The organism is Pseudomonas sp. FBCC-B545, from assembly GCF_059134095.1.
In genome coordinates this window covers 1,438,283-1,463,340 of record NZ_CP101441.1, presented here as the reverse complement: position 1 = coordinate 1,463,340, position 25,058 = coordinate 1,438,283, and the positions used below count along the sequence as shown (strand labels likewise).

Annotated in this window: 17 protein-coding genes, 3 tRNA genes and 1 riboswitch; of the genes, 2 read left to right on the top strand and 18 right to left on the bottom strand. The window is 60.3% G+C overall.

Translation table 11 applies throughout. The features are described from left to right. Window positions 1-6: 6 nt before the first annotated feature. From mgtE to ltaE, 8 genes are all read right to left on the bottom strand, one after another. The gene (mgtE, locus tag NMB39_RS06760; RefSeq protein WP_043050354.1) at window positions 7-1,449 is read right to left on the bottom strand and encodes a magnesium transporter; all 1,443 of its coding nucleotides are present in this window, start codon (window positions 1,447-1,449) and stop codon (window positions 7-9) included. 350 nt (window positions 1,450-1,799) lie between these two features. Beyond that, window positions 1,800-1,876 (bottom strand) — tRNA-Arg (locus NMB39_RS06755). Window positions 1,877-1,948: 72 nt separating this feature from the next. Then, window positions 1,949-2,025: transfer RNA gene (locus NMB39_RS06750), tRNA-Arg, on the bottom strand. Between the two features lie 108 nt (window positions 2,026-2,133). Beyond that, window positions 2,134-2,224 (bottom strand) — tRNA-Ser (locus NMB39_RS06745). Window positions 2,225-2,286: 62 nt separating this feature from the next. Continuing rightward, window positions 2,287-2,475 (bottom strand): carbon storage regulator CsrA, encoded by a 189-nt coding sequence (gene csrA / locus NMB39_RS06740; RefSeq protein ID WP_003175645.1) that lies wholly within the window; start codon window positions 2,473-2,475, stop codon window positions 2,287-2,289. 176 nt (window positions 2,476-2,651) lie between these two features. Then, window positions 2,652-3,893 (bottom strand): aspartate kinase, encoded by a 1,242-nt coding sequence (locus NMB39_RS06735; protein ID WP_057013601.1) that lies wholly within the window; start codon window positions 3,891-3,893, stop codon window positions 2,652-2,654. A 95-nt stretch (window positions 3,894-3,988) separates the two neighbouring features. Further along, on the bottom strand, window positions 3,989-6,607 hold the full coding sequence (gene alaS / locus NMB39_RS06730) for an alanine--tRNA ligase (RefSeq protein WP_057023899.1): 2,619 nt from the start codon (window positions 6,605-6,607) through the stop codon (window positions 3,989-3,991). A gap of 146 nt (window positions 6,608-6,753) precedes the next feature. Further along, window positions 6,754-7,758 carry a low-specificity L-threonine aldolase gene (gene ltaE, locus NMB39_RS06725; RefSeq protein WP_494339502.1) on the bottom strand — a complete coding sequence of 335 codons (1,005 nt, stop codon included), beginning with the start codon at window positions 7,756-7,758 and terminating at the stop codon, window positions 6,754-6,756. Window positions 7,759-7,949: 191 nt separating this feature from the next. Then, window positions 7,950-8,119, top strand: a riboswitch (FMN riboswitch). A 113-nt stretch (window positions 8,120-8,232) separates the two neighbouring features. On the opposite strand from ltaE, the gene NMB39_RS06720 reads away from it, so the two are divergent. Further along, the gene (locus NMB39_RS06720; protein WP_032879834.1) at window positions 8,233-8,742 is read left to right on the top strand and encodes a 6,7-dimethyl-8-ribityllumazine synthase; all 510 of its coding nucleotides are present in this window, start codon (window positions 8,233-8,235) and stop codon (window positions 8,740-8,742) included. 131 nt (window positions 8,743-8,873) lie between these two features. Here the strand turns inward: NMB39_RS06720 and astE are convergent, their stop codons facing one another. From astE to NMB39_RS06685, 7 genes are all read right to left on the bottom strand, one after another. Continuing rightward, the gene (gene astE / locus NMB39_RS06715) at window positions 8,874-9,878 is read right to left on the bottom strand and encodes a succinylglutamate desuccinylase (RefSeq protein WP_057023897.1); all 1,005 of its coding nucleotides are present in this window, start codon (window positions 9,876-9,878) and stop codon (window positions 8,874-8,876) included. Window positions 9,879-9,889: 11 nt separating this feature from the next. Further along, window positions 9,890-10,180 carry a hypothetical protein gene (locus tag NMB39_RS06710; RefSeq protein ID WP_003214319.1) on the bottom strand — a complete coding sequence of 97 codons (291 nt, stop codon included), beginning with the start codon at window positions 10,178-10,180 and terminating at the stop codon, window positions 9,890-9,892. Window positions 10,181-10,203: 23 nt separating this feature from the next. Continuing rightward, a complete protein-coding gene (gene astB / locus NMB39_RS06705; protein ID WP_057023896.1) occupies window positions 10,204-11,550 on the bottom strand; it encodes an N-succinylarginine dihydrolase in 1,347 nt (448 codons plus the stop codon). 156 nt (window positions 11,551-11,706) lie between these two features. Next, window positions 11,707-13,176 (bottom strand): succinylglutamate-semialdehyde dehydrogenase, encoded by a 1,470-nt coding sequence (gene astD / locus NMB39_RS06700; protein ID WP_164484857.1) that lies wholly within the window; start codon window positions 13,174-13,176, stop codon window positions 11,707-11,709. Further along, window positions 13,173-14,198, bottom strand: a complete 1,026-nt coding sequence (gene astA / locus NMB39_RS06695; protein ID WP_005790626.1) for an arginine N-succinyltransferase — start codon at window positions 14,196-14,198, stop codon at window positions 13,173-13,175. The genes astD and astA overlap by 4 nt, the downstream gene beginning before the upstream one ends. A 59-nt stretch (window positions 14,199-14,257) precedes the next feature. Next, window positions 14,258-15,277 carry an arginine/ornithine succinyltransferase subunit alpha gene (gene aruF / locus NMB39_RS06690; protein ID WP_043050346.1) on the bottom strand — a complete coding sequence of 340 codons (1,020 nt, stop codon included), beginning with the start codon at window positions 15,275-15,277 and terminating at the stop codon, window positions 14,258-14,260. Window positions 15,278-15,475: 198 nt separating this feature from the next. After that, the gene (locus NMB39_RS06685; protein WP_494339503.1) at window positions 15,476-16,696 is read right to left on the bottom strand and encodes an aspartate aminotransferase family protein; all 1,221 of its coding nucleotides are present in this window, start codon (window positions 16,694-16,696) and stop codon (window positions 15,476-15,478) included. Window positions 16,697-16,997: 301 nt separating this feature from the next. Here NMB39_RS06685 and NMB39_RS06680 point away from each other — a divergent pair, with 301 nt between their 5' ends. After that, window positions 16,998-22,022: a dermonecrotic toxin domain-containing protein gene (locus NMB39_RS06680; protein WP_494339504.1), complete on the top strand. Its 5,025-nt coding sequence runs from the start codon at window positions 16,998-17,000 to the stop codon at window positions 22,020-22,022. Here the strand turns inward: NMB39_RS06680 and NMB39_RS06675 are convergent, their stop codons facing one another. The 3 genes from NMB39_RS06675 to NMB39_RS06665 form a co-directional block, all read right to left on the bottom strand. Next, window positions 22,023-23,003, bottom strand: a complete 981-nt coding sequence (locus NMB39_RS06675; protein ID WP_057023892.1) for a GlxA family transcriptional regulator — start codon at window positions 23,001-23,003, stop codon at window positions 22,023-22,025. Between the two features lie 149 nt (window positions 23,004-23,152). Further along, the gene (locus tag NMB39_RS06670; protein WP_046069190.1) at window positions 23,153-23,917 is read right to left on the bottom strand and encodes an ABC transporter ATP-binding protein; all 765 of its coding nucleotides are present in this window, start codon (window positions 23,915-23,917) and stop codon (window positions 23,153-23,155) included. A 27-nt stretch (window positions 23,918-23,944) separates the two neighbouring features. Continuing rightward, window positions 23,945-25,057 carry a succinylglutamate desuccinylase/aspartoacylase family protein gene (locus NMB39_RS06665; RefSeq protein WP_057023891.1) on the bottom strand — a complete coding sequence of 371 codons (1,113 nt, stop codon included), beginning with the start codon at window positions 25,055-25,057 and terminating at the stop codon, window positions 23,945-23,947. Window position 25,058 lies beyond the last annotated feature (1 nt).

Genomic DNA, 25,058 nt, shown 5'->3' with positions numbered 1-25,058 from the left:
AAGGAATCAGAGCAGGAAGATGGTCGCCAGCCCCAGGAAGATAAAGAAGCCACCACTGTCAGTCATCGCCGTGATCATCACACTGGCCCCCATCGCCGGATCACGCCCAAGACGTGCCAAAGTCATAGGAATCAGAACACCCATGAGCGCCGCCAGCAGAAGGTTTAGAGTCATCGCAGCGGTCATGACCACACCCAGGGACCAACTGTCGTACAGCAGGTAGGCGACGATACCAATCACCCCACCCCAGACGACGCCATTGATCAGCGCCACCGCGAGCTCTTTGCGCATCAGGCGTGAGGTGTTGCCGGTATTAACCTGGTCAAGGGCCATGGCACGCACAATCATGGTAATGGTCTGGTTGCCGGAGTTACCGCCGATACCCGCTACGATCGGCATCAGCGCCGCCAGCGCCACCAGTTTTTCGATGGAACCCTCGAACAGGCCGATAACTCGCGAGGCGATAAACGCAGTGATCAAGTTGACCGCCAACCAGGCCCAACGGTTACGCAGCGAGCGCCATACCGAGGCAAATATATCTTCCTCTTCACGCAGGCCCGCCATGTTGAGGACTTCTGTTTCGCTTTCCTCACGAATCAGGTCGACCATCTCATCGATAGTCAGACGACCAATCAGTTTCCCGTTCTTGTCGACAACCGGCGCGGAGATCAAGTCATAACGCTCAAACGCTTGGGCGGCATCATAAGCATCCTCATCCGGATGGAAGCTCACCGGATCACTGGCCATTACGTCTGCGACTTTCTTTTCTGGATCGTTGACCAGCAGACGCTTGATCGGCAGTACGCCCTTGAGTATCCCTTCGTAGTCGACCACAAACAATTTGTCGGTATGACCTGGCAGTTCCTTAAGACGGCGCAGATAACGCAGCACCACTTCCAGGCTGACGTCTTCACGGATGGTGACCATCTCGAAGTCCATCAGCGCGCCAACCTGATCCTCGTCGTAAGACAGCGCCGAACGCACGCGCTCGCGCTGCTGCGAGTCGAGCGCCTCCATTAACTCATGGACGACGTCACGGGGCAGCTCAGGGGCCAGGTCGGCAAGTTCGTCCGCATCCATCTCCCGGGCAGCAGCCAGGAGCTCATGATCGTCCATGTCGGCGATCAGGGTTTCACGAACGGAATCAGAGACTTCTAGAAGGATATCGCCGTCGCGATCAGCCTTGACCAACTGCCAAAGGGTCAGTCGATCATCCAGTGGCAGGGCTTCGAGAATGTAAGCAACGTCGGCGGAGTGCAGATCATCGAGCTTGCGTTGCAACTCGACCAGGTTTTGCCGGTGAACCAGGTTTTCAACGCGATCATGATTCGGGCCTTCCTGGCGGTGCGTTAGGTCTTCGACCACGCGCTGGCGCTGTAGCAGCTCGATGACTTGAGCCAGGCGATCCTGCAGGCTTTCTTGTGTTTTCTTTACTTCTACTTCGGTCATAGGCGAACTCCACTCCCAGCAGCGGGGCACGCCGGAAGGATCAATCAGTCAATTCATGATTGGTAAAACGGGGTACTGAGTAACTACTGGGTAAGTCCATGGAGGTATTCCACAAGCCCCGGCGGAGCTGACGGGCGCATGATACACCGCCCGGAAGTTTTAAACGTTAAAAAACTGGAAAGAACAAGTGCTTGCGCGTCAAAGCTCACCCTTGGCTAACATCCATGAACTGCGACGCCACAGACGGGAGGGAAAACACATGGGCAGGAGAAAAAGATTGAATCGAGGGATAAAACCTACACAAACCCCAGACGGCAAAAAGCCCGCACTAGGCGGGCTTTTTGTTTGTATGGTGCACTCGACAGGATTCGAACCTGTGACCGCTCGGTTCGTAGCCGAGTACTCTATCCAGCTGAGCTACGAGTGCAGATTGTGTTTTTAGACCAGATCACAACTGGTTTAAACCGAGCCACCTGCATTACTGCAGCTGACTCTTAAATGGTGCACTCGACAGGATTCGAACCTGTGACCGCTCGGTTCGTAGCCGAGTACTCTATCCAGCTGAGCTACGAGTGCATTTGTTGCCGCGCATTATAGGCCGTTCAATCTCTATGTAAAGCTATTTTTTCGAGTATTTTCAACAACTTACCAAAAAAACCAGATTGCAACGTACTAAGCAAATAATGGCGGAGAACGGGGGATTCGAACCCCCGACACCCTTTTGAGGTGTACTCCCTTAGCAGGGGAGCGCCTTCGGCCACTCGGCCAGCTCTCCGCAACACGGGGCGTATATTAACCACGTTCTTCCCCGTTTGCAAACATAAAAAACGATAAAAATTAAAGGCTTGGTTCTTCGTCCTTCTCTTTCTTGATCCGCAGGTAGATTTCCTCGCGGTGGACCGCTACCTCTTTCGGAGCGTTAACCCCGATACGCACTTGATTGCCTTTGACGCCGAGCACGGTCACGGTGATTTCGCCATCACCGATAATCAGGCTTTCTGCGCAACGACGAGTCAGAATCAGCATGCCTTTCTCCTCACGCATTTCAGTTCAGGAACAACAGTCTGCAAAAAAAAGGCATTCGACCTACAACCGAAAGGCCATAGCCCTACCTGCCTAAGTATTGTCGAGCCCACGCAAAAGAGCATGCGCCCCACAAAAAAATGAAAGGCGCGGTAAAACCGCGCCTTCCTGGCTACCCATCACTCGCCCTGTCGGGCCGGTGCGTCCAGCTCAAAAGCGGTGTGCAGCGCACGCACAGCCAGCTCAAGGTATTTCTCTTCGATCACTACAGACACCTTGATCTCCGACGTGGAGATCATCTGGATATTGATGCTTTCCTTGGCCAACGCCTCGAACATGCGACTGGCAACGCCAGCATGGGAACGCATGCCCACGCCCACGATCGACACTTTGGCGATCTTGGTATCACCCACCACCTCACGGGCGCCAATCTCGCTCGCGGTGTTCTGCAGGATCCGCTCCGCCGCATCGTACTCGTTGCGGTGCACGGTGAAGGTGAAATCGGTGGTGTTATCGTGCGAAACGTTCTGCACGATCATGTCGACTTCGATGTTCGCGCCGCTGATAGGGCCGAGAATCTTGAAAGCCACGCCCGGAGTGTCTGGCACGCCACGGATCGTCAGCTTGGCTTCATCGCGATTGAAAGCAATGCCGGAAATGATCGGCTGTTCCATGGATTCCTCTTCATCAATAGTAATGAGGGTGCCCGGCCCCTCCTTGAAGCTGTGCAATACGCGCAGCGGGACGTTGTACTTGCCGGCGAACTCTACCGCACGAATCTGCAACACCTTGGAACCCAGGCTGGCCATTTCCAGCATTTCTTCAAAGGTAATCTTGTCCAGGCGCTGGGCCACAGGCACAACCCGCGGGTCAGTGGTGTAGACGCCATCCACATCGGTATAGATCTGGCATTCGTCAGCCTTGAGCGCTGCCGCCAGCGCCACACCCGTGGTGTCCGAACCGCCACGGCCAAGGGTAGTGATGTTGCCTTGCTCGTCCACGCCCTGGAAACCCGCTACAACTACCACGCGCCCTGCTTTCAGATCAGTACGAATTTTCTGATCGTCAATCTGCAGAATACGCGCCTTGGTATGCGCGCTGTCCGTAAGAATGCGTACCTGGCTACCAGTGTAGGACACCGCAGGCACGCCACGTTTGTTCAGCGCCATGGCCAACAGCCCAATGGTTACCTGTTCGCCCGTGGACACAATCACATCCAGCTCACGCGGCAGCGGCTGTTGATCCCCGCTGATGGCCTTGGCCAGTTCGATCAGGCGATTGGTCTCGCCACTCATGGCCGACAGCACCACCACCAGGTCATCGCCGGCATCGCGGAACTTCTTAACCTTGTCGGCGACCTGCTCGATTCTTTCGACAGAACCAACCGAGGTGCCTCCAAATTTCTGTACGATCAAAGCCATTTCCAAGCCGCCTCAGCCCGTAAAGGGGCGCCTAATATCCAATCCACCCGCACTGAACAAGCCCGTGACGACACCACGGGCCGATTAACAGCGCCTTAAATACCTGCCTCGACAAACGGCACGGCCAGGGCCAGGGCCACGTCCAGGGCCGCAGCGTCTACACCACCGCCTTGGGCCATGTCCGGACGACCACCGCCCTTGCCGCCCACTGCCGCAGCGGCTTGCTTCATCAAATCACCGGCTTTGAGTTGGCCAGTCAGGTCCTTGGTTACACCGGCAACCAGAACGACCTTATCCTCATGGACACTGCCGAGCAGGATCACTGCGCGGCCGAGCTTGTTCTTCAACTGATCGACCAGGGCCAACAGCGCCTTGCCGTCCTGACCGTCCAGGCGCGCCGCCAGGACTTTTACATCCTTGACGTCCACGGCCGAGGCTGACAGGTCGTCGCCCGCAGCACTGGCCGCCTTGGCCTGCAACTGCTCCAGCTGTTTCTCCAGCGCACGGTTGCGCTCCAGCACGGCGGACAGCTTGTCGATCAGGTTGTCGCGGCTGCCCTTGACCAGGGTGGCCGCTTCCTTGAGTTGTTCTTCAGCCGCATTGAGATAGGCCAGGGCCGCAGCACCGGTGACCGCTTCAATACGACGTACACCGGACGCCACGCCGCCTTCGCTGACAATTTTCAGCAGGGCAATATCGCCGGTACGGTTGGCGTGTATACCGCCACACAGCTCCACCGAGAAGTCGCCCCCCATGCTCAGTACGCGCACGCTGTCGCCGTACTTCTCGCCGAACAGCGCCATGGCGCCCTTGGCTTTGGCAGTCTCGATATCGGTCTCTTCGGTTTGCACCGCGGTGTTCTTGCGAATCTCAGCGTTGACGATGTCTTCCAGGGCCTTGATCTGCTCAGGCTTGATCGCTTCAAAGTGACTGAAGTCGAAACGCAGGCGCTGGCTGTCGACCAACGAGCCCTTCTGCTGGACGTGTTCGCCCAACACCTGGCGCAGTGCCGCGTGCAGCAAGTGGGTGGCCGAATGGTTCAGCGAGGTGGCGTGGCGCACGTCGGCGTCCACTTGGGTTTCCACTGGCGAACCGACGGTCAGGCTGCCCGACGCCAATACACCGTGGTGCAGGAACGCACCGCCGGTCTTGGTGGTGTCACGCACGTCGAAACGACCGGAGTTCGCCTTGAGAAAACCACAGTCGCCGATCTGGCCACCGGACTCGGCATAGAACGGCGTCTGGTCCAGTACCACCACGCCATCGTCGCCTTCATTCAAGACGTCGACGGACTGACCGTCCTTATACAGTGCAACCACCTTGGCCGAACCACTGGTGGCCTTGTAGCCAGTGAATTCGGTGGCCACATCGACCTTGACCAGGCTGTTGTAATCCATGCCGAAAGAGCTGGCGGAACGCGCACGCACCCGCTGGGCTTGCATCTCGCGCTCGAAACCTTCCTCGTCGAGGGTCAGGTTACGCTCACGGGCGATGTCGCCGGTCAGGTCCATCGGGAAACCATAGGTGTCATAGAGCTTGAACACTACGTCGCCTGGCACCACGGTGCCTTGCAGGTTGGCGAGGTCCTGCTCGAGAATTTTCAAGCCCTGTTCCAGGGTCTTGGCGAACTGCTCTTCTTCGGCCTTGAGCACGCGCTCGATGTGCGCCTGGTTCTGCTTGAGTTCCGGGAAGGCTTCGCCCATCTCGGCGACCAGGGCCGCCACGATCTGGTAGAAGAAGCTGCCATTGGCGCCCAGCTTGTTACCGTGACGACAGGCGCGACGGATGATGCGACGCAGCACGTAGCCACGGCCTTCGTTGGACGGCAGTACGCCGTCGGCAATCAGGAAGCCGCAGGAACGGATGTGGTCAGCCACCACTTTCAGCGACGCCTGGTCTTCATTGGCGCAGCCGATGGCCTTGGCCGCGGCAGCCAGCAGGCTCTGGAACAGGTCGATTTCATAATTGGAGTGCACGTGCTGCATCACCGCACTGATCCGCTCCAGGCCCATGCCAGTGTCTACCGACGGCGCCGGCAGCGGATGCAACACGCCATCGGCGGTGCGGTTGAACTGCATGAACACGTTGTTCCAGATTTCGATGTAGCGATCGCCGTCTTCTTCCGGCGATCCCGGTGGGCCGCCCCAGATGTCGGCGCCGTGATCGTAGAAGATCTCGGTGCAGGGGCCGCATGGGCCGGTGTCACCCATGGTCCAGAAGTTGTCGGACGCGTACGGTGCGCCTTTGTTGTCGCCGATACGCACCATGCGCTCAGGCGGCACACCGACTTGCTTGGTCCAGATGTCGTAGGCCTCGTCGTCAGTGGCGTAGACGGTGACCCAGAGTTTTTCCTTCGGCAGCTTCAATACGCCGGTCAGGAAGGTCCAGGCGAAGTTGATCGCGTCCTGCTTGAAATAATCGCCAAAGCTGAAGTTGCCGAGCATTTCGAAAAAGGTGTGGTGACGGGCGGTGTAGCCGACATTTTCCAGGTCGTTGTGCTTACCACCGGCGCGTACGCACTTCTGACTGCTGACTGCGCGGGTATAGGCGCGTTTTTCCTGGCCCAGGAAACAGTCCTTGAACTGGTTCATCCCCGCGTTAGTGAACAGCAGGGTTGGGTCATTGCTTGGGATCAATGAGCTGGAGGCTACACGGGTGTGGCCTTGCTCTTCGAAGAAGCGAAGGAAGGCTTCACGGATTTCTGCGCTTTTCATTAGGTTCTTCCACGGAGGCTGCGGCCAAAGGCCAGTGCGCAACATCATCAGACGGAGCGACGGCAAAGGGCCGCATTATATCGGCCCTTTGCCGGTGGTACAGCGTGTTTATGTGATAGAAACACTCAATTAGACGGCGTGCACTGTCATTTTCGCGAAAACTCGACGAATGCCTGCACGACTTGCTCGGTCTGTGCCCGACTGACGTCCAGGTGCGTGACCATGCGCAACCGTGGCGCAGCACTCAACTTGACCCCACGCTCGGCAGCAAAGGCTTTCAGGGCCTGGGCCTGGTCACCGACCTGCACATACACCATGTTGGTATGCACCGGCTCCACGGTGTAGCCGGCCTTGCGCAGCTCATCCCCCAGCCATTGCGCGTTGGCATGGTCATCAGCCAGGCGCTGCACCTGATGATCCAGGGCATACAGCCCCGCCGCCGCCAGGGAGCCGGCCTGGCGCATGCCACCGCCAACCATCTTGCGCAGCCGCCGCGCTTTGGCAATCAGCGCCGTAGAGCCGCACAACACCGAGCCGACCGGCGCACCGAGGCCCTTGGACAGGCACACCGACACCGAATCGAAATGCTCGGCGATCTTGCGCGCATCGACTCCCAGCTTGACCGCAGCGTTGTAGATCCGCGCACCGTCCAGGTGCAAGGCCAAGCCGTGCTCACGAGTGAAGGCGCGGGCTTTGGCCAGGTACTCCAACGGCAGCACCTTGCCCTGCATGGTGTTTTCCAGCGCCAGCAGGCGCGTGCGGGCAAAGTGGAAGTCGTCGGGCTTAATGGCTGCGAGCACATGGTCCAGATCGAGCGAGCCGTCCGCCTGCACTTCCAGGGGCTGTGGCTGGATCGAACCAAGCACCGCTGCACCGCCGCCTTCGTATTTGTAAGTGTGGGCCTGCTGGCCGACGATGTATTCCTCGCCGCGCTCACAGTGAGCCATCAACGCCAGCAGGTTGCTCATGGTGCCGGTGGGCACGAACAGCGCAGCGGAAAACCCCAGACGCTTGGCCAACTCGGCCTCCAGGCGGTTGACGCTGGGGTCCTCACCATAGACATCATCACCGCTGACGGCACTGGCCATCGCGTCAAGCATGCCGGGGGTGGGTTGGGTCACGGTGTCGCTGCGCAGGTCGATCACGGTCATGAAGGGGGGCCTCAGATGGAATGGATAAATCCTTTTGTGAGTGATTACTGCGGGCAAAGCCGCGGAATATCAAGCCCCGCCTGCATTCAATCGAATACCAACCAAACAAACCGATATAGGTTATCGATACGGCAATCGTGCAGTTTTTGAAAAACCATGTTAAAAACTCTCCGCCGCCAGGGTTCTGGCGGCAACGTTCTCAGGGCGGGGTGCAATTCCCCACCGGCGGTAATTGCACGCAATGTGCATAGCCCGCGAGCGCTTGGCGCCTCGAACTGCTCACGCGGGACGGCGACAAGGTCAGCAGACCCGGTGTGATCCCGGGGCCGACGGTCATAGTCCGGATGAAGAGAGAACGGGATTGGCACCTAAGGGCCGCGCACTGACCTCATGCCTGCATGACGCCGTTGTTCGTACCCTTAAATCCCATTCGATTCATAACGCCCTGTTTTTTTCTTAAACAGGAGTCAGAACATGCAACCCACCGCAATCGACAGCAAAAGCAAAAACCATCACGGTGAGCGCGTCGCGTTTATCCAGGCCTGCTGGCACAAGGATATTGTCGATCAATCGCGCAAAGGTTTCCTCGCCGAAATGATCGCCCAGGGCTACCAGGAATCGGACATCGATTTCTTTGAAGTCGGCGGCGCCTTTGAACTGCCCCTGCACGCCAAGCTGCTGGCCAAGACCGGCCGTTACGCCGGCATCGTTGCCGCCGCCCTGGTGGTGGATGGCGGCATTTATCGTCACGAATTCGTCGCACAGTCGGTGGTCAGCGGGCTGATGCAGGTACAACTGGAAACCGAAGTGCCGGTGTTCTCGGTGTCCCTGACGCCGCATCACTTCCACGCGGGCAGCGAGCACACCACGTTCTTCTATGAGCACTTCGTGCATAAGGGCCAGGAAGCTGCGCGTACGTGCGCCGATACCCTGCACAAAGTACGGGCGATCCGTCGTAGTGAGCCGCGGGCTGTAGCGGTATAAGCAACACTGCAAAGACAATGTGGGAGGGGGCTTGAACCCGATAACAGAGTGTCAGTCAGCTCATCTGTAACTGATACACCGTCATCGGGAGCAAGCCCCCTCCCACATTTGGATCCAGTTGGGCTTAAGATTTAAGCCAACCCAGCATCCGTGGCAGGCACGATAAGAATCCCGGCGCGCAGACCATTCTTCACCTTCGGGTTGGGGAAGATGATGCGGGCGCCCTCCTCCTCGATCACCCAGCGGGTCTTGGCCACGTCTTCGGCCAGCAGGTAGCCCTTTTCCAATTCCGAAAAGTTTTCCACATCTGCGGGCAGATGCATCAGGAAGGCGTCGCTGTGCTTGATCACTTCCCGCGCAACGGCGAAGAGTTGCAGGCCGTCCAGGCTGCCGGTCTCAGGCTCGTTGCCCTCGATGATCTGCTTCAGACGCGCTTCCAGGCGCGACACGTCCACACCGTCGTTCTGTCCGAACGGCCGCGCCTTGCCCAACTCCAGGGTGAACGCCTCGGCACCGAGTTGCTCGTAGGTAAACGCGGTGAAGGTAATCGAGGTTTTGTTCTGCAGCAGCACCGCCTGCATACCGGCCGCGTTGAGGCGCTCCAGCTCACGGCGCGAATGCTGTCGGTCTTCCTTCCACGGGTACAACGCGAACTGCTCGATCTTCGAACCACGAATCGCGGTGTGCAGGTCGTAATGCAGGCGCGAGCGGCCAGGTAGGCTGAAGAAGCTGCGGGCCCGTTGCTCAAGTTCGGCGGCGCGCATGGCCTCAGGGCCAATGTTGCTTTCATGTCGGCCGTTGAACAGCCGGTTGATGTCCAGTTCGAGATAACGCTCGCCGCGGCGCATGGCCTCGGGGTTACCGAACAGGAACAGAATACGGGTACGGGGCTTGATCTCCCCGCGGGCAATGCCATGCAACAGGCGGTCGAGCAACTCGATCGGCGCGGTCTCGTTGCCATGGATGCCGGACGACAGCAGCAGGTCGCTGCCATTGTCACGCGCCTCAGGTGGGCGCACTTCAAGCGCGCCCTCACTGAGCCAGCGCATCTGCACGCCGTCGACAGTCAGTTGAATTTTTTGCGCCGGTTCACGACCGGCGAGGGTCAGTTCAAGCAGTTTGCCGAGGGCGAGCATAAGCAGCTTCCTTAGTGGTTGCAGCCAGGACCATGGACGTGATCGTCATCATCACCCTCAACGTCGGCCGGTTCCATTTCCAGTTGCAGGCTCATCAGGTTGGTAGCCAATGGGCGCATCAGCAGATTGGCGTATTCGGCGTCGCCCTCTTCCACATCCACACCGATCAGCAGTTGGCCGCGACCGTCGTGCTGGATCCAGATCTCCTTGCCCTGCCACACCACGGCAACGCGAGTGCAGGACGTTTCCAGCTGGGTGCCGTCAGTGTCTTCAAGGATCAGTTTCAGGGTGTCGGTGGTCATAAATAGTTCTCAGCCGTACGGCGTTAATTGATCTGGAAAGGATAAACCGAGCCCAGTTTAAGGATTTGCGTCAGTTCATCCAGTGCCGTCCGGCACTCAAGCAGCAACTGCGGATCAGCCAGGTCGGTTTCGCGCAGGCTGTCGCGGTAGTGTTTGTCGACCCATTGGGCCAGCGTGTCGTACAACGACGCCGTCATGATAACGCCTGGATTCACCGCTGCCAGCTCAGTTTCGTTCAATGCCACGCGCAGACGCAGGCATGCCGGCCCACCACCGTTCTGCATGCTTTGCTTGAGGTCGAAGACCTTGACCTCGCGGATCAGCCCTCCGGAGGCGGTCAAGCCCTGCAGGTATTGCCACACGCGCTCGTTGGCGCGGCACTCTTCCGGCACAATCAACAGCATCGAACCGTCAGGGCGGGTCAGCAACTGGCTGTTGAACAGGTAGGAGCGCACCGCGTCCTCGACACTGACCTGGGCACGGGGCACGCAGACGGACTGGAAGTTGCCGCCCAGCTTGCCCAACTTGGCTTGCAGCTCGGCGAGCATCTGTTCGGTGTTGAGGAACGCATCTTCGTGGTAGAACAGCATCTCGCCGTTACCCACCGCGATGACATCGTTGTGGAACACGCCGGCATCGATCACCGCCGGGTTCTGCTGGGCGTAGACCACGCCGTCATCCTTCAGGCCGTGCAGGCGCGCGACCGCCTGGGACGCTTCAAGGGTCTGGCGCGCCGGGTACTTCTGCGGGGCCGGGTAACGGGTGTCGAACGCGCTGCGGCCAAACACGAAAAACTCAACGCCGGCCTCGCCGTATTCACGGCAGAAACGTGTGTGGTTGGCCGCGCCCTCATCGCCGAACTGCGCCACCGCCGGCAAGGCGGCGTGGTGAGCGAAGTGTTTCTGATCGGCGAACATCGCCCCCAGTACGCGGCTGGTGGTGGGGTGTTCGATGCTGCGGTGGTACTTGCAGTTGAGGTTCGCGGCGGTGAAATGCACGCGGCCATCTGCCGTGTCGGCGCTCGGGCTGACGGTTGCGGCGTTGGCCACCCACATGCTGGATGCCGAGCAACTGGCCACCAGCAACGGCATCGCGTGCTTGGCCGCTTGCTGGATCACCTGGGCGTCGCTGCCGCTGAAACCGAGTTTGCGCAAGGCGGCTACGTCCGGGCGTTCCTGAGGCGCCAACACACCTTGCACAAAGCCCATGTCCATCAGGGCTTTCATTTTCTGCAAACCCTGCAACGCCGCTTCCTTCGGATTGGAAGATTGTTGGCTGTTGCTCTGGGACGCGACGTTGCCGTAGGACAACCCGCCGTAGTTATGGGTCGGCCCCACTAGACCGTCAAAATTGACTTCATAGGATTTCATCGGCGAGGCTCCACGAACATCTGTTTTTATAGGCATCAAATTACTTAAACACACCACTGAACCGGTGTGGGAGGGGGCTTGCTCCCGATAGCGGCAGCTCAGTCACCTGATTTATCAACTGATAGATAGCTATCGGGAGCAAGCCCCCTCCCACATTTAGATCAGTGTAATGCCAGGGGTTAGCGTGGCTGGAACCACCAGACTTGGAGTCTCCAGCGACGCCACCGGGTACGCGCAATAATCGGCCGCGTAATATGCACTGGCGCGATGGTTGCCCGACGCACCTACCCCGCCAAATGGTGCCGTGCTGGCGGCGCCGGTCAGTTGCTTGTTCCAGTTGACGATGCCGGCACGGCTTTCCAGCCAGAACTGCTGGTAACGCGCTTCGGAATCCGACAACAAACCAGCGGCCAAGCCGTATTGAGTGTTGTTGGCCTCGGCGATCGCCGCGGCAAAATCAGCGTAGCGGATCACCTGCAACAGCGGGCCAAACAGTTCTTCGTCTTCGCGCTCGGTCACGCCAGTCACGTCGATAATGCCTGGGGTCAGCAGAGCCGCTTGATCCTGTGGCTGGGTCATCTCCAGCAGCGCCACGGCGCCATTGGCCAGCATCAGTTCCTGCGCTTCCATCAGCGCTTTGGCCGCCGCAAGGGAAATGACCGAGCCCATGAAGGGTGCCGGTTGCTGGTCGAATGCGCCCACTTCAATGGTCGCGCTGACCGCCACCAGCCGCGCCAGCAACGCATCGCCCCAGGCACCTTCCGGCACCAGCAAGCGACGGGCGCAGGTGCAACGCTGGCCCGCCGAGATGAACGCCGACTGGATGATGGTGTAGACCGCCGCATCCACATCGGCCACTTCGTCCACGACCAGCGGGTTATTACCGCCCATTTCCAGGGCCAGGATCTTGTCCGGGCGCCCAGAGAACTGCTGGTGCAGGTGATTGCCGGTGCGGCTGGAGCCAGTGAAGAACAGGCCGTCGATGCCAGGATTGGCCGCCAGGGCGATGCCGGTTTCCCGCGCGCCTTGCAGCAAATTCAGCACGCCCGCCGGCAAGCCGGCTTCGACCCAGCATTGCACGGTCAGCTCGGCGACTTTCGGGGTCAGCTCGCTCGGTTTGAACAGCACGGTATTGCCCGCCAGCAACGCCGGGACGATATGGCCGTTGGGCAAGTGCCCGGGAAAATTGTAAGGGCCAAACACCGCCACCACGCCGTGAGGCTTGTGGCGCAACACGGCGGTGGCGTCGCCCAGCGGGCCGCTCTTCTCGCCGGTACGTTCGCGGTAGCTCTGTACCGAGATCGCGATCTTGTTGGCCATGCTGGTAACTTCAGTCGCCGACTCCCACAGCGGCTTGCCGGTTTCCTCGCCGATACAACGGGCGATTTCATCGGCGCGGCTTTTAAGCGTGGCGGCGAACCTTTCCAGCACACTGATGCGTTCTTCCAGCGGGCGCCTGGCCCAGGCCGGGAATGCCTGGCGCGCGGCCTGCACGGCGGACTCGACCTGTTCGACGGTGGCGCCATTGCCGGCCCACAGCACCTGCTGGGTCACCGGGTTGCGCGATTCAAACAGTTCACCCTGGCCGGCCAGCCAGCTACCTGCGATATACAACGAATTCATTATTTCGACTCCCGAGCAGCGGACAACGGAACAGCACGCACTTGATCCCCCACCACCAGCTGCAGGCGTTTGGCGGTCTGCGGATCGACCACCAGGGTGCCTGCGGCCAGGCGAGCTGGAGCGGCGGTAATACGACACTCTTCACGCTTGCGGTTATGAATCAGGAACGGCGTGGCATCGTCCCCCGGCGTGCCGATGGCCAATACCAGTGACTGGCTGTCGCGCACCGCGCGGATTTTGCTGGTCTCACACTCCACCGCCGGGCCGGCGTCAAAAATGTCGACATAGCCCTGGTAGCTGAAGCCTTCGCTCTTGAGCATGCTCAGCGCCGGTTCGGTGTCCGGATGCACCTTACCGATCACATTGCGCGCATCCTCGGAAAGAAAGCAGCTGTACAACGGAAACTTCGGCATCAGCTCGGCGATAAACGCTTTGTTGCCCACGCCAGTGAGGTAGTCGGCCTGGCTGAACTCCATCTTGAAGAAGTGCCGGCCCAGGCTTTCCCAGAACGGCGAGCGCCCGGCGTCGTTGGACACACCGCGCATCTCGGCAATGATCTTGTTGCCGAACAACTGCGGGAACTCCGCGATAAACAACATGCGCGCCTTGGCCAGCATGCGACCGTTGAGGCCATTGCGGTAATCGGCGTGCAGGAACAACGAGCACAATTCGGAATTGCCGGTGAGGTCGTTGGCCAGGAACAGCGTCGGAATCTCACGGTAGATATTCAGTTCCTGGGACGCGCTGACGGTCAACCCGACCCGGAAGTTGTACCAGGGTTCACGCAGGCCAACGGCACCCGCAATGGCGGAAATTCCCACCACGCGGCCTTCGTCGTTTTCCAGCACGAACAGGTAGTCGGCATCGCCGCGCCCGGCTTCGCCGCGAAAGGTTTTTTCCGCCCAGCCAACCCGGTGGGTCAGGCGCTCTTCGTTGGCCGGCAAGGTGGTGAGGCCGGTGCCGGTGCTGCGCGCCAGATCAATCAGGGCCGGTAAATCGCTGCTGCGTACGGGACGAACGATCATGCTATCTCCTCGAACGGGTCGCTTTACAGCCACCCGCGAAACTCTGTTTATACCGGCGCTTAAACTGCAACCAGGCGCACACTCGCGCCTTCGCCGACGCCCAGGGCTTCAGCGGTTGCAAGGTCCAGGATCACCGGTTTGCCCGGCGCGTAATCCAGTTCCAACATCACCGCACGGTAGTCCTGCAACTGCGCGTTGCTTACCAGATACTGGCGGCCGACGCCCTTGATCATCTCGCCGACTTTCACCGGCACCACGCGGCTCTGGGCAATCGAGCGAATGCCCGAAACCTTTGCATGCAAGGTCGGGCCACCGTCAAAGATGTCGATGTAGTGATCGGTCTCGAAGCCTTCACGCATGAGGATATCGAAGGTGATCTGTGCACGCGGGTGCACCTGGCCCATGGCTTCCTGCGCTGCGTCCGGCAGCAGCGGCACGTAGATTGGGTAATGGGGCATCAACTCGGCGAGGAAGGTACGGCTTTTCAGCCCGCACAGGCGCTCGGCGGCGGCATAGTTGAGGTCGAAGAAGTTGCGCCCAATGGCGTCCCAGAACGGCGAATCACCGTTCTCGTCGCTGTAGCCGACAATCTCGGTCACCACCGAGTCGGCAAAGCGCTCGGGATGGCTGGCGACAAACAACAGGCGACCACGGGAATTGAGCTCCGACCACGGCGAACCGACCAGTTCCGGCACGACGTAGAAACTGGTGAGCAGGCTATTGCCGGTAAGGTCGTGGCACTGGGAAAGCACGTGGATTTTGTTGTGGATCTTCAGCTCGCGGGAGGCGTGCACGAAGGTTTCGTTACGGAAACTGTAGAACGGCTCGGAGTAACCCGCCGAGGCGACGATCGCCGAACAGCCGGCGAGCTTGCCGGTCTCGGTATCTTCAAGCACGAAGAAATAACTCTCTTCACCGTTGAAGCTTACCTCGGCCGCGAAGGAGGCTTCGCTGGCGGCGATCTTGTCGCTCAGGCGTTCCACATCATCGGGCAAGGAGGTGACACCAATCGGGCTGTCCGCAGCCAGACGCTGTACCTCGCCCAGATCAGCCATTTGCGCGGGGCGCATCACCAGCATGGTGTCACTCCTTAACTCGAAAAACTCATAGAAAAAAATACCGGACAGGCCTGAAAACAACACCTATCCCCATGTAGGGCTAATTTCAATGTGGGAGGGGGCTTGGCCCCGATAGCAGTGTGTCAGTTGATGAATCCAGTGACTGATCCACCGCTATCGGGGGCAAGCCCCCTCCCACATTTGATCCGATCAAGCCAATCAGGCTTGCGTCAATGCTTTTACAGCACGTTCAAAACGGTCCAGGCCTTCGTTGATGTCCGCCTCTTCCACCACCAGGCTCGGCGCAAAACGCACCACGTCCGGGCCGGCTTGCAGAATCATCAGGTTCTCTTTCTCGGCGGCGTTGAACACGTCCTTGGCCTTGCCCTTGAACGCATCGCTGAGTACACAACCGATCAACAGGCCCATGCCGCGAACCTCGGTGAAGATGCCGTACTGCTTGCCGATCTGCTCCAGGCGCGCCTTGAACAGGTCGTGTTTGGCGTTGACGCCAGCCAGCACCTCGGGGGTGTTGATCACGTCGATCACCGCTTCGGCCACCGCGCATGCCAGCGGGTTGCCGCCGTAGGTGGTGCCGTGGGTGCCGACCACCAGGTGCTTGGCCAGGTCTTCACGGGTAAGCATGGCCGCAATCGGGAAACCGCCGCCCAAGCTCTTGGCGCTGGTGAGGATGTCCGGCACCACGCCGTAGTGCTGGTAGGCAAACAGGTGGCCGCTGCGGCCCATGCCGGTCTGCACTTCGTCGAACACCAGCAATGCGTTGTTGGCGTCGCACAGCTGGCGAGCGCCTTGCAGGTAGGCCAACTCGGCCGGCAGTACACCGCCCTCGCCCTGGATCGGCTCCAGCACCACGGCGCAGGTCTTGCCCGACACGGCGGCTTTCAACGCAGCCAGGTCGTTATAAGGAACGTGGGTGATCCCGGTAATTTTGGGCCCGAAGCCGTCAGAGTACTTCGACTGACCGCCGACGTTGACGGTGAACAGGGTACGGCCGTGGAAGCTGTTCAGCGCGGCGATGATCTCGTACTTTTCAGTGCCGAAACGGTCGAACGCCACGCGACGTGCCAGCTTGAACGCGGCCTCGTTGGCCTCGGCGCCGGAGTTGCAGAAGAACACACGTTCGGCAAAGGTGGCGTCGATCAGCTTATGCGCCAGGCGCAGGGCCGGCTCATTGGTGAACACGTTGGAGACATGCCACAGCTTGTTGGCCTGTTCGGTCAGTGCCCCGACCAGCGCCGGGTGGGCGTGGCCCAATACGTTAACAGCGATGCCGCCGGCAAAGTCGATCAGCTCGCGACCGGCCTGGTCCCAAACGCGTGAACCTGCGCCACGCACGGGGATGAAGGCAGCAGGTGCATAGTTGGGCACCATGACCTGGTCGAAATCGGCACGTTGCACCGGGGCTTGCTCAACGGACATCGGAGTCTCCTGAAGAGGAACGCCTGCCTGGAATTGGCGGGCGATGCAGGGATTGTAAGGACAGTTTTCAGCGCCACCTTGTCGCCAAGCGACAACTTCTTATAGCGCCAACCCCGGTTTTATGCGGGTTTACGGCAATGCGACAAATTGCGTCGCAATGGCGCAGTGTAAACCAGCACCGCCTGTTTCGGCAGGACGCCCCCAAACTGATTATGCCGAGCCCTTTGCAATAACCCAGTAGTCCCCCCACCTCTTCTTGCGCCGATTTACTGGAGCTTTACCACGCTCAAGGATCGGCACCATGCTTGACTCTGCAGAATACACTTCGCACACCAATCTCTCGTCCCAGCCCGACAGCCACTACGAGCCGCTGAAAAACGCGATTCCCCGCTGGCTGGGCGACACCTCTCTACGCCGTCGCGAGGCCCTGGGACGGGTACCTCCAAACCTGCCGCCGGCCTTGCGCGACGCCTCCGCGGTCAGCCAGGGCGAACTCAAGCAGCTGGCCACCGCCCACTGGGAGGCACAAAACACCGTCGACAAGGCACTGGCCGGCCTGCTGAGTGCCGAGGATTTTGCCAACCCTATCCTCACCCTGGCCCTCAAGGCCCAATTCGGCCTGGAACTGGACGTTCGGGAAACCTTCCTGCGCCTGTATATCCCTCAAACCATTCCGGGATTTGCGATCCGCTCGGGGGCGGCGCGCACCTGGACCGTGTCCCTGCTGGAAGCCGCGTTGCACAACTTCGAACAACCGGAAACCCAGGCCGACGCCCATGAAGCCGTATCGGCCTTCATCACGCGTCCTGATGCCCGGGGCCACTTCGACACCTTGCCGGCGATCAAGCGTGCATTGTCCATCAGCGCCTTTATCCAGCTGTGCCGCGACCTCGACATCGGTGCGCTGTATGAGGTTTACCTGCAAGAACAACTGGGCCTGAACGAACCTGTGGCCGAAGCCGCCTTGCGCTTGAAGGTCGAGCGCAGCCAGAAAGCCGAATTGCAGGCCGCCCTGCATTGGGCGTTGATCACAGGTGACATCCAGCCCGGCTACCAGCGCTTGATCCAAGGCATGCTCGACGGCGTGAGCGGGCTGCGCTTGAACGGCCAGCTCCTGCGTTATCACGACCTGAAACTGATGGATGCAAACCTGCCTGGCATCATCGTGTTCGCCCCTGACCTTGAGCGTTCCCGCACCGCGACGCGACTGGTGGCTTATGTGCCGGGGGACCCCGAACATCCGATAAAGGAATATTCCTCGTCCCAGGCGATGCAAAAAGAACTGGTGCGCCAACTGCGCGATGAACAGTACCAACGCTTTTTCAGCCGGTTTGTGCCCCATGAACAACGCGGGCATTTCTTCGCCAACCTCAGCCAATTGCTCGGCCAGGTCACCTGGCACCCGCATGAGGCCGGCAGCAGCCAGCCAAGCTGGCGCCAGACCCCAACCGACAACCCCCGCGTGCGTTTCGTCGCGACCCCCGGCGGCCACGACTTTTGGCAGCATCAGTACCAGCGCAAGCTCAATCAAATACTCAACGACGCGCGCAGCACCGCCGTCAGCACGGCAAGCGCCGATCGCAAGGCGCGCTGGGCGCTGTGGGATTCATTCGTGAATGTCGCGTCCTCGATCCTGAATGCGGCCGCGCTGATCATCACCCCCTTCGTGCCCTTCGCCGGTGAATTAATGATGGGCTACATGGCCTACCAATTGCTCGATGAGGTGTTCGAAGGCGTCATCGACTGGGCCGAAGGCTTGGGCACCGAGGCTGCGGGGCACCTATTGGGAGTGGTCGAGGCGCTGGTGCAATTGGGGGCCTTCGCGGTGGGCGGCCAGATCGCCACCGTGGAGTTGCGCAAAATCCTGCCCCAGAGCGTCATCGACTTCATTGACCGCTTCAAGCCAGTGCGACTGCCCAAAGGCCAGACCCGCTACTGGAAACCCGACCTCAGCGCCTATGAGCACGCCATCAGCATACCGTCCGGCAGCTATCGTGAGCCGACAGGCCTGTACCCGTACCAACGTAAAAACCTGCTGGCGCTGGATGGCAAAATCTATGCGGTGGAAAAAGACCCGGTATCGTCCACCTTGCACCTGCAACACCCGTCCCGCCCCGACGCTTATCGCCCATGGGTGCGCCACAACGGCCACGGCGCCTGGCATACAGAGCTGGAACAGCCGCTGCAATGGGACAAAAAAACCCTGCTGCAACGCCTGGGTCACCCGGTAGATGGGCTCAGCGAAGCCGATCAGGCCCTGGCACTGAACATCAGCGGCGTGGACCCGGACGTGCTGCGCAAAATGCACGTCAACGGCGAGGCACCACCGGCACTGCTGATCGATACCCTTGACCGGCTGCGGGTCGACCGCGAGATTCAAAGCCTGATCACGCGACTCGCCAGCGATGACCCCGCGCAGTACAGCCGCGTTGACCCGCAAGCCATCGTGCAATTGCTCACCAGCTACGGCGAATGGCCGCCAACCCGGCGCCTGCAATTTATCGATGGGCGAGGCAATGTGGCCTGGTCCTTTGGCGAAGAGCATCTGCCCGCCATGCAGGTGCCCGAAAGCCAGTTGAACAACGGTGACCTGCTCAAGACCATCCTCAAGCTGTTACCTGCCCAGGAAGCCGGCGAGGCCTATGGCGCCAGCGTCGGCGATACGCGCCTGAGCCTGGAGGCACGCGCCAGCCACCTGCGCCACAAACTCGCGGCCACCGCCGAGGAAAACCGTGCGGGGTTGTTCGAGTCCCACTATGGCACCCTGCAGGCCACTTATGACCCACGCGCCCAGCGCCTGATCGATGCCGCACCGGGGCTGCCCGCCAAAGTTGCACAGGCATTGCTGAGCCACGCTACGGTCGAGGAACTGCAAGCGCTGGGCAACCAGCAGACACCGTTGCGCCTGCGGATACTGGCCCGCAGCGCGCAGGCGCAAGTGCGCGTGTGCCGTGCCTTCGAAGCCTGGCATCTCGGCACACCGACCTGGGACAGCGAGCGCCTGGCCTTGCATTCATTAACCAAGCTGCCGGGCTGGTTGCATTCACTTCGCCTGGAGGTGCGCGACTACAGCGTGGAGGGCACCGTGCGCGACCGGATCGGCGATCCCGAGGCGTCGCAGGTGCGCACCCTGGTGCGCAACGAAAATGGCCAATACACGCCCTACGACGACAGCGGGGCGCTGTCCCCGGCGTCCGACCTGTACTCCGCCATCCTGGGCGCCCTGCCAGAGACACAACGCAACGCTATACAAATGGATGCGGGCTCGGGCTCACGACTGCGCCAGCACCTCCTGCGCCATCCCATCATGCGTGACGCATTACGCGAGCTGCTCGCCGCCGACCCCGTGCGCAAACCTTTCTATGACCCGCAAACCATGAAGCTACTGGGCGGTATGGACGGCTATCGCGCCCAGCCCGCCCTGGGCGACAGGCTACCCACAGCCGCCGAGCGATTGCGCGACCTGTTTCCTCAACTGGACGACGGGCAGATACAGGCCGTGCTCGAACAGATGCAAACACGGCCAGGCGGTGTCGCCAACCAGCTCGCCGTGTTGCGCCAAGAGCGCCAGGCGCTGCGCCACAACCTGCAAGCCTGGCAGGCCGCCATTCCGGCGCAACTGCCTGCCGAGCAACGCTATTACGAAACCCATACGCGCCGGCTGATCGCCGAGCAGTTGGAACAGTGCTGGCGCCGGGACACCGAGAGGGATGAGTACTTCACGGATACCGAACTGAACGGTTCTACGCTGAGGCTTCACGCCCCGCAGCTGACCAATCTGCCTGAGGTGGGCACAGCCTTTGGTCATGTGTCACTGTTATCGCTGACCGGCGGCGCAGGCCTGCAGGGTGTCGAAGTCTTCTTGCGCGGGTTTCCCTGGCTGCGCCACCTGGAACTGCGCGATATCCCGTTGGGCGACCTGCCGTCACCGATCAGCAGCATGCGCAGGCTGAACAGCCTGATCCTAAGCAACTGCAACATCACCTTGACCGAGCCCAGCCGTACGCGGTTGAACGCAATGAGCAGCTTGAATTCGCTCGACCTGCACAACAACCCCCTTGGGCTGATACCGGATGTCGGGGGCATGCCCGACCTGACGCTGCTGGACCTGTCAGCCACACAGATCGAGCAATTGCCCAACGGCTTGCTGAGCCGTCCTCATCTGAAGGCCGTGTGGCTGAACGACAACCGTATCACCGAGTTGCCCCTGGGCCTGTTCAGCCTGACGCCCGACGTTGCACATGGTTTCGACCTGTCCGGCAACGCGCTGGAATTGCCGGCCCTGGAACAGATCAAGCGCTATGCCCAGAACTACAATGAGTCGTTCACCGCCCGAGCGCCCGACGAGGAGCGCGCCAGGATCATGCAGCTGTACCCGACCTTTCTCGACGCCGAAGCCGATCACTTTATCTTTCGCCTGCCCGGCACCATGGCCGACATCGCCCCAGCCCTGACCCGCCTGGAGGCCGAATACGCGCAACTGGGCACCGACCTGCAGCAGTGGGCCCTGGACGTACCGGCTCGCCATCCAATTCTCGACATCAGCCTCGACGAACAAACCGCCGCCGAGGAGCAACTGGCGCGCCAACGTTTTAAAAGCTTGCTGGAAGACGCCTGGCGCCGCGAAAGTGAGCAGGACGAAGAAAACCTGGATGAGCAATTCACCCATTCCGTGGTGATCGAGACCACCACCATGGGCCCGCTGCCGCAATTGCATGCCCGGTTTGATCATGTGACCTCCCTGGAGCTTATCGGCAACGGTCTGACCAATGGTGTCGAAGGGACCCTGCGCTGCTTCCCTAAACTGCAAACCCTGATACTCAGCCGGTGCAACCTGGGCAAGATCCCCGACGCCATTGGTCAGATGCCCGGGCTCACCACCCTGAGCCTCGAAGACTGCCAGATCACCCTGACCCCGGCGGACATGGACGTACTGGGCAACGCACTCAATCTCGAATTTCTCAGCCTGAGAGACAACAGCCTGGTGGTCGCCCCGGATGTCAGCGCCCTGAACCACTTGGGCTCACTTTATCTGGGCAACACACAGATCAATGAAGTGCCGCAGGGGCTGTTCCAACTCCCCGAGCTGCACACAATAGACTTGAGCAATAACCTGATTCGCGACATTCCGGCCGCCCTGCTGGAATCCACCACGCCCTACAGCGACGAATGCGATTTCAGCAGTAACCCTTTGTCACCCCAAAGCCTGGATTATCTGCGGCAGCACTACGTGCGTACCGGCACTGACTTTCGAGTAGCCGAGGCTACCGTCGATGCGCAAGGCGTGCCGTTGGTGGTTGAAAACCCGCCGCCGATGGAAGAGTGATCAACCGCGCTCGGAAGGCACTGAGGACAACTCGAAGGGGCTGCTGCTGCGCCGCTGGTTGCGATCTTCACGCGGGGTGGCGCCGAAGAAGTTGCGATAGGCGCTGGAGAAGTGCGGGCCGGAGGAGAAGCCGCAGGAGAGGCCGATCTGGATGATCGACTTGCTGGTTTGCATCAGCATCTGGCGGGCCTTGTTCAGGCGCAGTTCCAGATAGTACTGGCTGGGGACGCGATTGAGGTATTGCTTGAAGATCCGTTCAAGTTGTCGTCGCGACACGCATACGTGCTGGGCGATTTCGTCGGTGGTCAGCGGCTCTTCGATATTCGCCTCCATCAGCAACACCGCCTGGGTCAGCTTCGGGTGGCTGGAGCCCAGGCGGTTCTGCAACGGGATACGCTGGCGCTCGCCACCCTCGCGGATGCGCTCTACCACCAGCTCTTCCGACACCGCACCGGCCAGCTCGGCGCCGTGATCCCGGGCCAGCACCGCGAGCAGCAGGTCGAGTACCGACATGCCACCGCAGGCGGTCAGGCGATCACGATCCCAGTCGAACAGATGGCTGGTAGCGATGACCTTGGGGAACCGCTCGGCAAAATCGTCCTGCCAGCGCCAATGCACTGCGGCACGGTAGCCGTCGAGCAACCCCAGCTGGGCCAGCGGGTAGACACCGGCGGACAAACCACCGATGACACAGCCTGCCCGGACCAGCTGCTTGAGTGCAGTGCTGAGCTGAGAGGCAATGACGGTGGGTGGTTCGTCCGCCAGCAGGAACAGCTTCTGGAAACCTTCGAGCTTACCGCCCCATGGCTCGCCGGGCAGTTGCCAGGCACCCGGGGTTGCCGGCTCGGCGAGCAAAAAAGACAGTTCGTAGACCACGTCCGGATGCACCCGCTGAGCAACGCGCAAGGCCTCCTCAGCCAGCGCAAGCGTGAGTGCTTTTGTGCTGGGCCAAATCAGGAAACCAATTTTGTGGGCGGTCATGGAGTGCTATCCGAAGCGAAAACAGTGAAAGAAGCGTGGGCCAATGCTAGCCCGTAAACCAACACAAATCTCAAAAACAATGACGATCCAATGTGGGAGGCGGCTTGCCCCCTCCCACATAAGGCACCAGCAATTTCAGCAGGGAATGACTATTTCAAGCTGCCGGAGAGAAACTGCTGAAGGCGCACAGACTGCGGGTTGACCAGCACTTCCCGCGGATTACCACGCTCTTCAACAATGCCTTTATGCAAAAACACCAACTGGTTCGACACTTCACGGGCAAAGCCCATTTCGTGGGTGACGACCACCATGGTGCGGCCTTCCTGGGCCAGGTCCTGCATGACTTTGAGCACTTCGCCCACCAACTCAGGGTCCAGCGCCGAAGTAGGTTCGTCGAACAGCATCACCTCAGGTTCCATCGCCAGGGCACGGGCAATCGCCACGCGCTGTTGCTCGCCGCCGGACATATGCCCAGGGAACGCATCCTTGCGATGGCCTACACCGACCTTGGCCAGATAGTGTTCGGCTTTTTCACGGGCGTCTTTCTTCGACATGCCCAGCACGTGTACTGGCGCTTCCATCACGTTTTCAAGCGCGGTCATGTGCGACCACAGATTGAAATGCTGGAACACCATGGACAGGCGCGAACGCATGCGTTGCAGTTGCTTGGGGTCGGCGGCCTTCATGGCGCCGTCCTTATTGGCCACCAGTTTCAGCTCTTCGTTATTGAGCAGAATCTTGCCGGCATGGGGCTGCTCCAGCAGGTTGATGCAGCGCAAAAAGGTACTTTTGCCCGAGCCACTGGAGCCGATGATGCTGATCACATCACCGGCCGCGGCGGCCAGGGACACTCCTTTGAGCACTTCATGACTGCCATAGCGTTTATGCAGGTCTTGGACTTCAAGTTTGTACATGCGGTCGGTTCTCACAAAAACAGGTGGTCAGTCGTTGAGCAAGCGCCCGTGACGCAGCGCTTCGCGCCCCGCCACCTTGGCCAGCCAGAAACCCGCTTGGGCATAACGCAGCCGTTCAACGGCAAACAATACCCCTGAGGTACCCGCGCAAATGATGCTGACGCGGTCTTCCAGGGGGTCAATCACTTCAAAAATCGGCTCGCCGCTTTCCACCCAGTCACCGGCCTTACGCAGGTAGCTGATCACCCCGGCGTGGGGTGCAAAGAGCAATTCGGTGCCTTCGAAGGGCACGCCCTCACAGGGTTCGTGTTGCGGCGCAGGCCACTCACCCTTGATCAGGCCCTGTTCGGCGAGGAACGCCAGGATGCCTTCGGCGTGGAAGACGGCTTCATCGCGGCCGGTGTCGGCCTGGCCGCCCAGTTCCAAGGTCGTGGCCAGGCACGCCAACGGAATCTGCGCTTCGGGGAACGCCCGGGACAAACGCAGCCATGGTAGCGAGCAGGCTTCGTCAAACGAGCTGCCGCCGGAGTCTTCCGCCAGCAGGCCGACCTTCACATTCAAATGTGCCGACAACGAGCGCCACTGCGGCCAGTGCTGGGGCAGCGCGTACATGTGCAGCGCGGCTTCGGCATCGCAATGCAGGTCGAGCACGATGTCGGCGGTACAGGCGTGGCTGAGCAGGATGCGCTGCATGCCTTGCAACTGGCTGCTCGGTTCGGGCAAGGCGCAGAGCGTATCGCTCATGGCCTGGCGGATCATGCGTACGTTGGCGTGGGGATCATCCCCCAGTTTGCCGTCGAGCAAGGCCGCAACGGGCTCGCTCAACTCGACAAAATCACGGTTGAAATTCTTGCCGCTGCCGACCTCGAAACGCCCCTGGTGACTGCCTTGCAGCAACTGGCCCAGGCCCATCGGGTTAGCCACCGGCACCAACTCGATCACGCCGTTAAGGGCGCCCTGCTGTTCCAGCTCTGTGAGGCGTTTTTTCAGCTCCCAGGCGGCGCGCATGCCGGGCAATTCATCGGCGTGCAGGCTGGCCTGGATATAGGCCTTGCGCTCACCGCTGCCGAAGCGGAACACGCTCAGTTGGCGCTCGCAGCCCAGGTGGCCCCAGGGCAACAGATGATCGATACGTTCCATA

What these genes read in the sequence shown, in the direction of transcription:
- mgtE (WP_043050354.1), bottom strand. Translation starts at nt 1,449, where the DNA reads ATGACCGAAGTAGAAGTAAAGAAAACACAAGAAAGCCTGCAGGATCGC.
- csrA (WP_003175645.1), bottom strand. Translation starts at nt 2,475, where the DNA reads ATGCTGATTCTGACTCGTCGTTGCGCAGAAAGCCTGATTATCGGTGAT.
- NMB39_RS06735 (WP_057013601.1), bottom strand. Translation starts at nt 3,893, where the DNA reads ATGGCTTTGATCGTACAGAAATTTGGAGGCACCTCGGTTGGTTCTGTC.
- alaS (WP_057023899.1), bottom strand. Translation starts at nt 6,607, where the DNA reads ATGAAAAGCGCAGAAATCCGTGAAGCCTTCCTTCGCTTCTTCGAAGAG.
- ltaE (WP_494339502.1), bottom strand. Translation starts at nt 7,758, where the DNA reads ATGACCGTGATCGACCTGCGCAGCGACACCGTGACCCAACCCACCCCC.
- NMB39_RS06720 (WP_032879834.1), top strand. Translation starts at nt 8,233, where the DNA reads ATGCAACCCACCGCAATCGACAGCAAAAGCAAAAACCATCACGGTGAG.
- astE (WP_057023897.1), bottom strand. Translation starts at nt 9,878, where the DNA reads ATGCTCGCCCTCGGCAAACTGCTTGAACTGACCCTCGCCGGTCGTGAA.
- NMB39_RS06710 (WP_003214319.1), bottom strand. Translation starts at nt 10,180, where the DNA reads ATGACCACCGACACCCTGAAACTGATCCTTGAAGACACTGACGGCACC.
- astB (WP_057023896.1), bottom strand. Translation starts at nt 11,550, where the DNA reads ATGAAATCCTATGAAGTCAATTTTGACGGTCTAGTGGGGCCGACCCAT.
- astA (WP_005790626.1), bottom strand. Translation starts at nt 14,198, where the DNA reads ATGATCGTTCGTCCCGTACGCAGCAGCGATTTACCGGCCCTGATTGAT.
- aruF (WP_043050346.1), bottom strand. Translation starts at nt 15,277, where the DNA reads ATGCTGGTGATGCGCCCCGCGCAAATGGCTGATCTGGGCGAGGTACAG.
- NMB39_RS06685 (WP_494339503.1), bottom strand. Translation starts at nt 16,696, where the DNA reads ATGTCCGTTGAGCAAGCCCCGGTGCAACGTGCCGATTTCGACCAGGTC.
- NMB39_RS06680 (WP_494339504.1), top strand. Translation starts at nt 16,998, where the DNA reads ATGCTTGACTCTGCAGAATACACTTCGCACACCAATCTCTCGTCCCAG.
- NMB39_RS06675 (WP_057023892.1), bottom strand. Translation starts at nt 23,003, where the DNA reads ATGACCGCCCACAAAATTGGTTTCCTGATTTGGCCCAGCACAAAAGCA.
- NMB39_RS06670 (WP_046069190.1), bottom strand. Translation starts at nt 23,917, where the DNA reads ATGTACAAACTTGAAGTCCAAGACCTGCATAAACGCTATGGCAGTCAT.
- NMB39_RS06665 (WP_057023891.1), bottom strand. Translation starts at nt 25,057, where the DNA reads ATGGAACGTATCGATCATCTGTTGCCCTGGGGCCACCTGGGCTGCGAG.